The following is a 13,685-nucleotide window of genomic DNA, read 5'->3' as shown; positions in this document are numbered from 1 at the left end:
TCACCCCACCAATTCATCGTTGCGACGATCTTTTTCGGCGTCAACATGAGCTTGCGTGACACGCCCATAAACATCCTTGGTACGCTTCACACGGCCAATCATGCCAGGTTCCTTGGCGTAACCAAGCAGGGTGCACAGGCGCTGTCCTTTTGCAGGAGCGACTCGATGCATAGAGTAGCGACCTTTGAAGAGCTGAAGATCACCAGTGTTCAACGTTAGCGACTTGACTTTCCTATGGTCACCATCCAGAACTTCCTTCACCTCCTCGAAGTTTTCGTTTCCAGGGGTGCGAATGTTAGGGCAATACTCGAAGTCACCTCCCTGCTCGGGGCGACGAGTCATCAGGCTTACGATGAACTCATTGGTATCGAAATGCCAAGGCAGCGTTGTATTTTCTGGCATCACATTGATGACCAGGCCTGCTATTGGATCCGCATATTCGTAGATTTTATTTTCTTCCAAACAATCAGCGATGAACGTCTGAAAGATCTTGTTCCTGTAAAGCCGTTGCACCAACGAGTCTTCACCGATCAGATCCTTTGCTACGAAGCCATTACTGAAGGACTGAAAACGTCGCACAGGATGATCTTCAGGATAAGATGCATCATCTTCCGTAGCGTAAGGATTGACTTGGTTACTATGGTAGTGAGCCTGAGGTGCTAATGCTTCACTCTCTATTCTTAATTGCTCTACCTTGTCGCTTCGAATAAATTTAGCAAAATGTGCACAACCATCCTCAGCGAGCTGGGTACGGATGCGTGCTACACATTCTCGATATGCAGTCGAATCCGGTTCATGAAGCGGGTAAGAGTCTAAATTAATGAGTTCGCTCAAGGTGTCGACATCTCGTGCTTGATCAACGACAACGTCTTTATGACTCACGATGCTTTCTCCATCCTGTCAAATTCAAGGAATGACCAGCATATAGCCAGCTGAGGCGTTAAAAAAATGAAAAATTCGTCGAAAAGAAAATGGAGCTTTTATACCATCAAAATTCCATCAGCTTTGTGCACCATATTCAATAATCACGCTTTATCAGGCTGGCACATCACATCACTTATTATGAGTGCCAGCCCCACACTACATTGTTTGATTTTAGTGATTGGCGACTTCCTGTGCGCCGATGGAATTTTTATCCCCTGAGAACTTTAAACTCCCATCTCGCCCATTGTAAGCAAGAGCCATCCTGATGAGCGAAGAGGCACAAAAACATACTATGACCATTCCTAAGAAACCGCCGATCGTAGAAATCATCTTGAGGCCATCAAGACCACCTGTACTCGTCAAAGTAAGTGCGATGACTGCGATCACGCCGCCCCATAGCAACTTAATGTAATAAGGAGACGAGTTGACTTCACTTTTCAAGCTGCTAGTAGCACAGATCCCCGAAATTGCATCAATAGCGGAGTCAGCAGCAGTTATATAGGAGATAACTGCAATGACCATAAACACAGCCATTACAACAGTACTACCGGGAAGCTGCTCCAACATTACCCAAATGACATCCCCGGGGCCATCCTGGGTCAATGTCTGACTAAGCAATTGAGTCGCCATTTCGACATTGATTGAGAACCCACCAAATACTGAGCACCAAGCTATGACAAAAACGGATGGAACAACAAAGTTAAAAATCAGAAACTCACGAACTGTATAGCCACGTGAAATTTTCCCTAAGAACATTGCAGTGATCGGTGCCCAGGCGAACCAGTTAGCCCAAAAGAATAGCGTCCAGTCGCGTGCCCAACTATCTTCTACTACTGTTCCAGTGTTCAGACTTTCTGAAACAAAGTTGGATAAATAGTGGCCAAGCGCATCTACGCCAGAATTGGCAATATAGGAGCTCGGCCCAATAGCCAATATAAAAAATGCTAGACACATCAACGCGCGAGCATTCCAGCTGGAAAGGAACGTGATACCTTTCAATAACCCGGAGGCAGCCGAGATGGCAGATGCAGCCATGACCAGTACGCAGAGCATCCCAACCATAGTCGGTGAAACCTCAACACTAAACAGGCGTTGGATGCCGCCACCGAGCATCATGGCTCCTGTTCCCAAAGAGGCTACCATCCCCGCCACCAATGCAATCAATGCAATCGAATCGATAGCCTGACGCACGGTAGACGTCATCTTTATCGGAAGTGCGGCATTCATTGCTGATGAAATACTGAAAGGCATCTTCAGGTTGTAGTGAGCAATAGCAAAAATCAGAGCCGGAATTGCATATATAGCATAAGTAGTGAAAGACCAGTGCATGAATAGAGATGAAAGGCCGAATAACGCGCTATCTTTCGACATGGCTTCGATGCTAGTTGATGACGGCGGTGTTAGTATAAAAAATATAGGCTCTGCTGCAGCAAAGAACAGCAAACCGATGGCAATGGAACTACATAGTGTTATTGAACACCATTTCCAGCGCGTCAGTAGTGGCGTGGCTGAATCGCCGCCGATACGTAGTTTTGCCAGTGGCGAAAAAAACAACAAGAATGCCAGGATGACAAGCACGAATGCCGACAAAGCATAAAGCCATCCAAAGTTAGACATAAGCCACTCATGAATATTCTGCGTAACGCTTAACAGCAAGTCGTCACTTATAAGCGCCAGAACTGTGAATGACCCAAGAACTAGAAGAGAAGGGTAGAAGGTGTATGAGCGCAGGGAAGCTTTCACTGTTTCTCCTTTATATTACACAGCTATTATTTATTGGATATAATGCCAAATATTTTCTTGACTTCACCAAATCTTTCATTGACGAGATCATTGTCGCGGCATGTCAAGTACCACCTTATATTTATAGGATCCCCGTCAAGAGGTAGAATTTTTAGCCCCTCCTGATTCTTACCTGACTTTATAGCCCAGGAAGACAGGATGCTAACACCATTTTGAGTATCAGCGATTACACTTAGTATCGTTTGAACGGACTCAATTATATGTATATTATTTGGAGACTGGTTGTTAGGCTGCAAAAACAGATCAAACTCAAAACCAGGTTCACGAGTGGCGCTATATGTGAGATATGTCTCAGCAGCAATTTCTGCTGCAGTAATGAAGTCTTTTTCTGCCAGATGGTGAGTTGCAGGGAGAACTGCCATCAATTCATCTTCAAACAAGAAGATGCTATTGATCCCTTGCTGCTCCGGGGGGGCTGTCAGCAAAGCCAGATCAATCTGTTTATCTAGCAACGCTGTCGTCAATGCAGCACTTGAAAATCGATAAAGTTCTAGCGGTATCACTCCAGAGCGGTGTTGTTCGCACAGAATATCACTAACTGTATCGTACGCATCTACGCCCCATTTAAGTGATGTTGTGCCGGAACGGGCCAATAGTGCCGCTTCACCTTCGGCTTCTCTAATCTTTGGAATAATATCTTGTGCTGTTTCCAGAAGCCTAACCCCCGCCGGGGTCAATTGGATTTTTCGACCTCTTTTCTCAAAAATTGATATTGCTAGCCGGCGTTCCATTTCCCGTATGCGGTGCGTTACTGCTGGTTGTGTTAACCCTAATGCAGCAGCAGCAGATTGTAGCGTTCCATGCTTATATATGGCTTCTATGAGAATGTAATATTTTATATCAAGCATAAAAACTCTTGGTTACGATGATGGAATAACTTTATGGATGTTATGCAGAACTATCAAATTAGATTTTCTGTAAAACACGCATGATTTTTTTATGGATGATAGAGGTGCGCTATCCTATGAGCATGAGGCGGCAGCAGAATGCTAAGAATTATTCGCAAACTGCCCGTGGCATGGAAGGCCCTCTGTTCCTTCCTGTTCCTGCGTCAGGACCGCCCGGCCGCACAGATAGCGGTTGGTGTTGTACTGGGCTTCATCGGTATCGCACTGAGTGCTCGTCCCTGGGAAGGCTCCGATGACATGGCGTTGGCCGGGGCTTGTGCATGCTGGCCGTGACGCTGAGCCAAGGAGTGTCATTCGTCAATGCCCAACGGCTCCTGTCGCCGCTGAAACTGCGCCGCTGGCATTGGTGACCTGGCAGTCGGGACTCGCGGTTCTGACTCTGCTAATACTGACTAACTTCGTCAGCATGGCTAGCCTCACGTCGAATTCGCGAACACTGGTGGGGGCCGTGGCCTGGGAGTGCTGGGCACCGAGCGAGCCTGCTTCAGCAATTACTCCATCATCGGAAAGCCAGGTTCCGTGCAGGCATCCGATGCCAGCTACATTGCCCTGGTGGTGGCCGTGATCATTGGTACGGCAGTTGGCGAGGAAATCACCGGTACGTCACCCTCGCGCTGACCTGATCGTCGGGGAGGTGGTGCTATCCGGAGGAGGAAGCGTAAGAGCACACCGACTCCTTCTCATCACCCAGCCGGGGATTGACGGCTACCGGTGCCGCCCGTGGAGCCTCAGTGTATGCGCATGCTCATGAAGGCAGGCATTCGGCTCGGCCTCATTACTCTGCAAGCACTGGGCTATGCCATTGGTAACAGCAGGGACATCTCCATGGCCGACCAGAACACTGGTTTCTACCCTATCGAGTTTCTATGTGAGAGAGGCAGGGCTCGAACGAGCAGGAGGCCCCTTCTCACTGTATCCGCAGTCTAAAGACCAGAAGGCCCCCACCATCCCATGACGGCGGGGACCTTCGCGTGCGTCTCGCGGATCAGGCCGTGTGATGTCGGGGCTTGCGACGGTTGCGCATCCACAGTGTCGCGGAGGCGAAATACAGCGCCGTCGGCACCACAATCAGGGTCTGGAAGGTGTCAAGGTGTGCGACGGCACTCTCGTCGCCGATCCAGGCCCAGCCGGCGACCCCCAGGATGACCAGCAGGCAGGCCACAGCGGTGAAGTACCAGGGATCGCGGATGCTGACCGGCGCATGCTCCGCCACCGCAGTGCCGGAATCCTCGGCCGGCTGCACGGGGCCATAGGCCGCGTGGTGCAGATCGGCGCCGCACGCACTCCCCCGCTCGACGCCAGCCAGCCGGCACAGCAGCGGGTAGGCCAGGAAGCTCACCAGCCACACGGGAATGAACAGCGCAAACAGATGCAGCGAGCCGTCAATCAGCAGAGCGACGCCAACGGCAATCCCGAGGCCCCAGGCCCCGAAGGCAGGCAGGTTGCTGCCCAGCCGCTGGCGTTCACGCCAGAAGGGACGCATTCCCTGACGCGGCAGCAGGAAGTGCTCGGCGGCGATGATGGCACCCACCGGGGCGATCAGCATGATGAAGTAGGACAGCACGTTCAACCACTGGGTGAACACGAAGGGGAAGCAGGCGATCAGGGTGGTGACCACACCGGTGGCCACGGTTACCCGCACGCGGGAGTATTTTGGGAAGACCGACTGGAAGGCCAGGCCGGCACGATAGAGGCTGGGGATCGAGGTGGTCCAGCCAGCCACCACCACGGCAATCAGCCCCATGGCGCCGAGGACGCTGAAGGCGACGCCGCCCGGATCCATGTCGATCAGCTGAGACTTGGCGAGCAGTGCCGCAGTGGCCCCCATCAGACCGGCACAGACCCAGGCCATATAGTGACCGATGTACATGCCGGCGGCGGAGAAGTAGCTGTAGGAGGACTTGCGAGCGAAGCGCAGGATGCTCATGTCGCTCATGCCCAGGTGCATCGGCAGGTTGGCCCCCCAGGCCCAGGCCGCGATCACCCACATGGAGATGCCGGGCGTGCCGTCAGGAGAGGTACCTGTCCAGACGAAGGTATCGACCACGCCGGCCAGCGTGAAGAGGCCATCCAGTTCGCCCATGTGCATCAGCACCGGCACCGTGAGCACGCCGCTAGCGAGGAACATAGTCGCCATCCACGGCGAGCAGACGGTGGAGAAGTTGGCGATCAGCTTGAAGCCCTTGACGGTCATCCACACCGTGATGGCGCCGACGAACAGCACCAGGGCCACGAAGCTCAGGCTCTGGGGATACCAGGCAGTCTGGGGCGGAATGCTGGTGACCACGCGGAAAGCCGAGGCCGATACCGTGATCATGGCGCCGGAAACCACGGCAAAGATCAGGCCGTTCAGGAGGTTGTAGACCAGCGAGAAGTGCTTGCCTGCGAGACGCTCCAGGTACCAGTAGATGGTCATGCGCGAGCGCGTGGCTACCGGGCTGCAGACCCAGGCCCAGGAGAGCACCGCCAGCAGGTTGCCGATCAGCAGCCCCCACAGCAGGTCGCCGGTGCTGACCCCGAGCGAGACCAGAGAGGCGCCGATGACGAACTCGGTGCCGGCCACGTGCTCACCGGCGTAGGAGCCCAGGAAATACTTGCCACTGAGCTGATGACTGGGAGGAATCCGCTGTCGCTCGAATTCACCGTCACTGCTCGTGTCGGATCGAGGCATCTCTTGGGCGGCCGTGGAATGGGCTGGCGTGCTCATGTGCGTCGCTCCTTTGTTATGGAGAAAATCCACCGGATGGACGCTACCGGTGAAATAAAATGGAACGCTGATTCCAGAATATAGATTTCACGGAAGGAATGTTCAATGCATGTATTCCATACTTTGGTCTACTCCGCGGGCCGAAGACCTTGAACGTCGCTACCCTCACGCACAAAAACGCGCCATGGAAGCACCGCCGTCCGGCTGGGCCCTCCATGGCGCGCGATTTACGGTTCGTAAACGGCCCCGCAAGAGGCTCATGACATCTCGCCAGCCTCCCGAACCGGCTGGAAGAAGCATCCCTGCTGCACATCACCTTGCTCAAGGAACTGCGCCACGCCGTTGCCGAACGACCAGTCGGCGTCGCTATTCTCGGTAATCACGATCATCACATTGGCTGGCTTGATGCCGGCCAGCCTCGACAGGTCGTCCACGACTCGTCGATAGAAGGCCTGCTTGGCTTCGATCGGGCGACCGGCGCGCATGGTCAGCTGCAGAAACACGGCGTCGCCGTTGCGCTGCTGCAGCTCCATGTCCTCGGCCGGCAAGGGCTGGAGGAGCTGATAGCGATCGTCTGCCGGGAAGTCGAGGGTTTCGATCACCGCGGCGTTGACCAGGTCGGCGACTTTCTTGCGCCAAGGAAAAGAGCGATGGTCGGGCACACTGATGGTCACGAGGGGCATGAAAAGGTCTCCTGTCGAAGAAACGCCGGGCACGAGGCCCGGCGCGAAGGTGAAACGCGAGGTCGGGCGTCGGTCAGAGGGTCGGCATGGTGAAATGGTTGGTCTCTTCACGAATGCCGCTCGGCCAGCGCTGGGTGATGGTCTTCATGCGAGTGTAGAAGCGCACGCCGTCGGGGCCGTGCATGTGCAGCGGGCCGAACAGCGAACGCTTCCAGCCGCCAAAGCTGTGGAAGGCCATCGGCACCGGGATCGGCACGTTGACGCCGACCATGCCCACCTGGATCTGCTCACAGTACTGGCGTGCGGCATCACCATCGCGGGTGAAGATGGCGGTCCCATTGCCGTACTCGTGGTCGTTGATCATCGCCACGGCGTCGTCGAAGCTCGCCGCCCGGGCGATGGCCAGCACCGGCCCAAAGATCTCCTCGGCGTGAATGCGCATGCCCGGGGTGACGCGGTCGAACAGGGTGCCACCGACGAAGTAGCCGTCGCCGGCGCCCTCGATCACGGTTTCACGGCCGTCGACCACCAGCTCGGCGCCCTCGTCCACCCCGGTCTGGATATAGCCCTTGACCTTCTCCAGGTGCTCGCGGGTGACCAGCGGGCCCATGTCGTTGTCGGGCCCCTCGACGATCCCCGGGCCGACGCGCAGCTGCTCGAGCTGCTCGACGAGCTTGGCACGCAGCCGCTCGGCGGTCTCCTCGCCCACCGGCACGGCCACCGAGATCGCCATGCAGCGCTCGCCGGCGGAGCCGTAGGCCGCGCCCATCAGCGCGCTCACCGCCTGGTCGAGGTCGGCGTCGGGCATCACCACCATGTGGTTCTTCGCCCCGCCCAGTGCCTGAACGCGCTTGCCGTGGGCCGAGGCGGTGGCATAGATGTATTCGGCGATCGGCGTGGAGCCGACGAAGCTCACCGCCTGGACGCGCTCGTCGGTGAGCAGCACGTCGACCGATGCCTTGTCACCGTTGACCACGTTGAACACGCCGTCGGGCAGGCCAGCCTCGCTGAGCAGCTCGGCCAGGCGCATCGGCGTGGACGGGTCCTTCTCGGACGGCTTCATGACGAAGGTGTTGCCGCAAGCCAGAGCGATGGGGAACATCCACATCGGCACCATGGCCGGGAAGTTGAACGGCGAGATGCCGGCGCATACGCCCAGCGGCTGCATCATCGAGTAGCTGTCGACGCCGGTGCCGACGTTCATCGAGTGCTCGCCCTTCTGCAGGTGCGGGATGCCGCAGGCGAACTCGACCACTTCCAGGCCGCGGGTCACCTCGCCCTTGGCGTCGGAGAATACCTTGCCGTGCTCGCGGGAGATCATGGCGGCTAGCTCGTCGGCGTGTTGCTCGACCAGCGCCTTGAACCTGAACAGGATGCGCGAGCGCTTGAGCGGCGACAGCTTCGACCAGCCGGCGAAGGCCGCCTCGGAGGAGGCGATCGCCTCGCGGGTCTCGTCGGCGGAGGCCAGGGCGACCTGGGCGCTCTGCTCGCCGGTGGCGGGGTTGTAGACCGGTGCGAAGCGCTCGCTGCGTCCGTCGACGTGGCGGCCGTTGAGATAGTGGTGAATCTGGTTCATGACGTTACCTCTTGGTGCTTATTTCTCGATGGTGAAACCGGCCCCTTCGGCCAGCGAGCGCAGGTTGTTGCACCCCAGGCGGGCATAGGTCAGCGGATTGGCGATCTGCGGATCCTGTTCGGCCTCCACCACCAGCCAGCCCTGATAGCCGGTCTGGTGCAGATGCTCGAGGGCCGGCAGGAAGTCGATGTCGCCGTCGCCGGGCACGGTGAACATGCCGTCGAGCACCCCGTCCAGGAAGCTCTTGTCGCGGTTGCGCACCGCCTCGCGCACCGGGAAACGCATGTCCTTGCAGTGCACGTGCTTGATGCGCGACGCATAGCGCTGAGCGATCGCCAGCGGATCGCCGCCGGCACCCACCAGGTGGCCGAAGTCGAGCAGCAGGCCCACCGAGTCGCGGGTGCTGTCCATCAGCCGCTCCACGTCGGCCTGGCTCTCCACCACTGTGCCCAGATGATGGTGATAGGCCAGGTGAACGCCCTGCTCCTTCAGGTAATCGCCGACCACGTTCAGGCCCTCGGTGAGGCGCTGCCAGTCGGCCTCGCTGAGGTGTGGCCGGCGGGTCAGCGGTGTGCCCTGGTCGCCGTGGACGCAGCGCGAGACCTCGCAGAACACCATCGCGGTGGCCCCGCACTGTTTGAGCAGTTCGAGATGCTCCTTGACCGCCTCGATCTCTTCCTCCGGGCTGCGCTCCAGCAGCTGACTGGAATACCAGCCGGAGACCAGCGACAGGTCGTGCTCGCCCAGCACCCGGGACAGGGCATCCGGGGTGCGCGGGAACTTGTGGCCCAGCTCGAAGCCGGTGAAGCCGGCCTCTCGACCCTCCGAGAGACACACCTCGAGCGGGGTGTCGCCGCCCAGGCTCGGCAGGTCGTCGTTGGTCCAGGTCAGGGGGTTGATGCCCAGTCTAACGCTCATGATGTGCTCCTAATCGTGAACCCCGTGGTTCGTCGGTATATCGCTTGTCGCCGTGTCAAAGGTTCTGCCACTGTCGGGCCTTGTAAGACTCGTAGCGCCGGCGAGCCTCCTCGACCTGGCTGCGTTCGGAGACCTCCGGCACTGCCACGTCCCACCAGGAGCCGCTGTCGCCGGTGTCGAGCAATGGATCGGTATCGAGGGTGATCACATAGCTGGTCTCGGCGGTCTTGGCGCGCGCCAGGGCCTGCTCCAGCTCGGCGATGTTGCCCACCTTCTCGGCCTGTGCCCCCAGCGCCCGGGCATGAGCGGCAAAATCGGTCTTGGGCGCCCCACCCTCCGCCGTCAGGCAGTCGTCGAGCAGGTTGTTGAAGCCCGGGCCGCCGCAGAACTGCTGCAGACGATGGATGCAGCCGTAGCCGCGGTTATCGAGCACCACCGCGACGATCTTGTGGCCCAGCATCACCGAGGTGGCGATCTCGGAGTTCAGCATCAGGTAGGAGCCGTCACCGACCATCACGAACACCTCGGAGTCGGGCTTGGCCATCTTGGCCCCCAGCCCGCCGGCCAGCTCGTAGCCCATGCAGGAGTAGCCGTACTCCATGTGGTAGCCACGATCGAAGCGGGTGCGCCACAGCTTCTGCAGCTCGCCCGGCAGCCCGCCGGCGGCGCAGACGACGATGTCGCGCTCGCCGGCGGCACGGTTGACCGCGCCGACCACCTCGGCGTCGCTGGGCAGGTCGCTGCCACGATCGGTGGTGGCGATGTCGACCTGGGCGTTCCATTCGCTGCGCAGCCGGGCGGCACGCTCGATCCAGCCACCCTCGGGCTGCCAGCCGGCCAGCCCCTCCCTGAGCTCGGGCAGCGTCAGGCGGGCGTCGCCGACCAGCGCCTGGCCCTTGTGCTTGACCGCATCGAAGGAAGCCACGTTGAGGCACAGCAACCGGGCGTGTGGGTTGAACATGGCCCGCGAGCCAGAGGCGAAGTCGCCCAGCCGGGTGCCCACGGCGATGATCAGATCGGTCTCGGCGGCCAGGGCATTGGTGGAGGCCGCACCGGTGACGCCGATGGTCCCCATGTTCTGCTCGTGGTCCCACGGCAGGGCGCCCTTGCCGGCCTGGGTCTCGCCCACCGGCAGGTGATAGGTGGAAACCAGGGCATCGAGCTCGGCCAGCGCGCCCGAGTAGTGCACCCCCCCCCCGGCGACCACCATCGGCTGCTTCGCCTGGCGGATCAGCGCGATGGCATCGGCCAGCTCGTCGCGATCCGCGGCCTGGCGACGCTGACGATGGAGGGTCTCGTCGAAGAAGTGTTCCGGGAAATCGAAGGCCATCGTCTGCACGTCCTGGGGCAGCGCCAGGGTCACCGGCCCGCATTCCACCGGGTCGGTGAGCACCCGCATGGCCTGGGGCAGCGAGGTCAGCAGCTGCTCGGGGCGGGTGATGCGATCGAAGAAGCGGCTCACCGGCCGGAAGCAGTCGTTGGAGGTCAGGGTGTGATCGTGAAAGTTCTCGACCTGCTGCAGGACCGGGTCCGGCATGCGAGTGGCGAAGGTGTCGCCTGGCAGGAACAGCACCGGCAGCCGGTTGACATGGGCCACTGCGGCGGCGGTGACCATGTTGGTCGAGCCCGGGCCGGCCGAGGCCGTGCAGGCCATCATCTGCCGGCGATTGAGCGTCTTGGCGTAGGCGATGGCGGCGTGCGCCATGCCCTGCTCGTTGTGGGCGCGATAGGTCGGCAGTTCCTCACGGACGTGGTAGAGCGCTTCCCCCAGGCCGGCCACGTTGCCGTGGCCAAAGATGCCCCATACCCCGGCGAACATCGGCTGTATCTCGCCGTCGAGTTCGACCTTCTGGGCCATCATGTAGCGAATGACGGCCTGGGCCATGGTGAGTCGAATGGTGCTCATGACAGGACTTCCTCTGCAGTGGGCTGGGCGGCGCGCAGCCGTTGCCATTCTTCAATCAGTTCGGCGTAGTTGCCGGCGACCTTGTCGACCAGCTGGGCATCGTCGATGGTGCCGGCCAGCCACTCGCGGCCGGGCCCGGCGAACAGGGTGCGGCCGACGGTGAAGCCCTTGCAGCGGGCGTTGCGAGCGGCGGCGGCGAAGCCGCGTTTCATGTCGTCCATCGGCGCGTCCAGGCCCAGCAGCACGACGCCGCGGCAGTGCGGATCCTGCTCCTCGATCGCCTGGCTGACCGCTATCCAGGCCGCGTCGGACATGGCCGGCAGCTTCCACCAGTCGGGGCGGATGCCCAGGTGGTAGAGTCGCTGCACGGCACGCGCCAGGGTGCGGTCATCGACCTCACTGCCAGCGGGCGGGATCACCTCGACCAGCAGTTCCAGATGATTGGCGCAGGCCGACTGGTAGAGCTGACGCAGGCGAGCTTCCTGCTCCAGGCGCAGCTCGACCGGATCGTCTGGGTGATAGAACACCAGACACTTGATGATGTGCTCCGCCGGCCAGTGGCGCAGTTCGCTGCCCAGGTCGTCGCCATGCTGGAAGTGCAGCGGGCGGGAGCTCGGCAGCTCCACCGGACGGCCGATCCACCACCCCTTGCCGGTGGCGTCGTTCAGCGCGTCCTGGCCGAAGACGTCGTCGACCAGGATCGCCGGCTTGTCGAGCCCGGTGCGACGGGCGCCTTCCTCGGCGGCACGCACCAGCAACTGCTTGAGCACCGGGATGCGCGCCGGGTCGGCCTCGACGTCACGCGCCATGTCGGTGAGCTGGCGCCGATGGTCGAAGGCCAGACCGCAGACCTGGGGCCAGTCGGCAGGCGTGCGAGTGGTGACCCGATGCAGGTGGTTGAGGCGTTCATCCTGATCGGGGCGTGGGACTGTAGCGCGACGGCTCAGGTAGTCGAACAGCTCTTCTTCAGTGGGCATGGCCGGAGCGCAACCGTGGCGCGACACCACCAGGGCGCCGCAGGCGTTGGCATAAGTGGCGCAGGTCTCCCAGCTTTCCCCGCGCAGCCAACCCCTGAGCAGGCCGCTCATGAAGGCATCGCCGGCGCCCAGCACGTTGAGCACCTCGACCTTGACGCCCTCCACCAGGATGCCGTCCTCGATGCGCTCGGGAATCTCGCCCTCGAAGACCACGCAGCCCAGGGCGCCGAGCTTGCACACCAGAGTGGCATCGCTGACCCGGCGCACCGCACGCAGCGAGGCCAGGGTATCGGTGCTGCCGCCGGCGATGTGGAACTCCTCCTCGGTGCCGACGATCAGGTCGAAGTCGCCAAGCCATTGCTGCAGATCGGTGGTGACCGACTCATCGGCGATAAAACGGGTCTCGCCGTCGCCGGGGGTGGTCAGGCCCCACAGTACCGGGCGGTAATCGATATCCAGCACCCGCTTGACGCCATGCTCGGCGGCGGCGTCCAGCGCCTTGCGACAGGCCCGTCCGGTGGTCTCGGTGGACAGGTGGGTGCCGGTGATGGCGAGCGCCTTGGCACGGGCGATGAAGGCCGGATCGATGACCTCGGCATCGATGGCCATATCGGCACAGTCATGGCGATAGAACAGCAGCGGGAAGCTGTCGCGATCCTTGAGCGCCAGCAGCACCAGGCCGGTGTGACGGTCGGGATCGGTCTGCAGGGCACTGACGTCGACGCCCGCACGCTCGAGTTCCTCGCGCACGAAGCCGCCCATCTGCTCGTTGCCGACCCGCGACAGCATCGCCGACTTGAGGCCGAGCCGAGCGGTGCCATAGGCCATGTTGCCGGAGCTGCCGCCCAGGTACTTGGCGAAGCTGGTGACATCCTCCAGTCGACTGCCGATCTGCTCGGCGTAGAGATCAACGGCGACGCGGCCGAGACAGATCAGATCCAGGGAGTTGGCATTGTTCATAGAGTCGATTCCTGCTTGAGGCCGGCGCCCGACTGCATGGGACCGGTCGGTGGGCTCTAGCGGCCGTGGTTGCGTAATACGTCGGCTGTCATATCGATACTAGACAAAATAGAACAAAGATTCCAGTAATACCAAAGTTGGAACAATAGTTCCTGGTAACCCGTAAACATGAAACATCGGCCATCAAAGGCCTGGCGCGGTTTTCAAGAACGAGAAGGGTCGCGCAAGCGGGTATTGCGTTCCGACACATTCGGAATGAACGTTTCATTCCCGAGTCACACAACGAGGACCGGTCACGGCATAAAAAAGCCCTGGATACCGTG

The 13,685-nt window shown here is 59.9% G+C and carries 9 protein-coding genes; all 9 read right to left on the bottom strand.

What is annotated here, in order from left to right; translation table 11 throughout:
• The 9 genes from UN84_RS06425 to UN84_RS06385 all read right to left on the bottom strand — a co-directional run bounded on the left by UN84_RS06425 (nt 1) and on the right by UN84_RS06385 (nt 13,362).
• Nucleotides 1-882 carry a HalD/BesD family halogenase gene (locus UN84_RS06425; RefSeq protein ID WP_237022369.1) on the bottom strand — a complete coding sequence of 294 codons (882 nt, stop codon included), beginning with the start codon at nt 880-882 and terminating at the stop codon, nt 1-3.
• Nucleotides 883-1,095: 213 nt separating this feature from the next.
• Nucleotides 1,096-2,667 (bottom strand): BCCT family transporter, encoded by a 1,572-nt coding sequence (locus tag UN84_RS06420; RefSeq protein ID WP_082090784.1) that lies wholly within the window; start codon nt 2,665-2,667, stop codon nt 1,096-1,098.
• Between the two features lie 26 nt (nt 2,668-2,693).
• A complete protein-coding gene (locus tag UN84_RS06415) occupies nt 2,694-3,575 on the bottom strand; it encodes a LysR family transcriptional regulator (RefSeq protein WP_082090783.1) in 882 nt (293 codons plus the stop codon).
• A gap of 1,045 nt (nt 3,576-4,620) precedes the next feature.
• Complete coding sequence (locus UN84_RS06410; protein WP_046077741.1) at nt 4,621-6,342, bottom strand: purine-cytosine permease family protein; 1,722 nt, start codon at nt 6,340-6,342, stop codon at nt 4,621-4,623.
• Between the two features lie 257 nt (nt 6,343-6,599).
• On the bottom strand, nt 6,600-7,025 hold the full coding sequence (locus tag UN84_RS06405) for a tautomerase family protein (protein ID WP_046077740.1): 426 nt from the start codon (nt 7,023-7,025) through the stop codon (nt 6,600-6,602).
• 73 nt (nt 7,026-7,098) lie between these two features.
• Entirely contained in the window at nt 7,099-8,601 is a 1,503-nt protein-coding gene (locus tag UN84_RS06400) for a CoA-acylating methylmalonate-semialdehyde dehydrogenase (RefSeq protein ID WP_046077739.1), read from the bottom strand.
• Between the two features lie 18 nt (nt 8,602-8,619).
• Complete coding sequence (gene iolE, locus UN84_RS06395) at nt 8,620-9,519, bottom strand: myo-inosose-2 dehydratase (protein WP_046077738.1); 900 nt, start codon at nt 9,517-9,519, stop codon at nt 8,620-8,622.
• 55 nt (nt 9,520-9,574) lie between these two features.
• On the bottom strand, nt 9,575-11,425 hold the full coding sequence (gene iolD / locus UN84_RS06390) for a 3D-(3,5/4)-trihydroxycyclohexane-1,2-dione acylhydrolase (decyclizing) (RefSeq protein WP_046077737.1): 1,851 nt from the start codon (nt 11,423-11,425) through the stop codon (nt 9,575-9,577).
• Nucleotides 11,422-13,362 (bottom strand): bifunctional 5-dehydro-2-deoxygluconokinase/5-dehydro-2-deoxyphosphogluconate aldolase, encoded by a 1,941-nt coding sequence (locus tag UN84_RS06385; RefSeq protein ID WP_046077736.1) that lies wholly within the window; start codon nt 13,360-13,362, stop codon nt 11,422-11,424. Before UN84_RS06385 ends, iolD begins: the two co-directional genes overlap by 4 nt.
• Nucleotides 13,363-13,685: the final 323 nt, after the last annotated feature.

The sequence above is a fragment of the Halomonas sp. HG01 genome (genome assembly GCF_000968715.2).
Lineage (GTDB): Bacteria > Pseudomonadota > Gammaproteobacteria > Pseudomonadales > Halomonadaceae > Halomonas > Halomonas halophila.
This window is presented reverse-complemented; position numbering and strand designations above follow the sequence as displayed.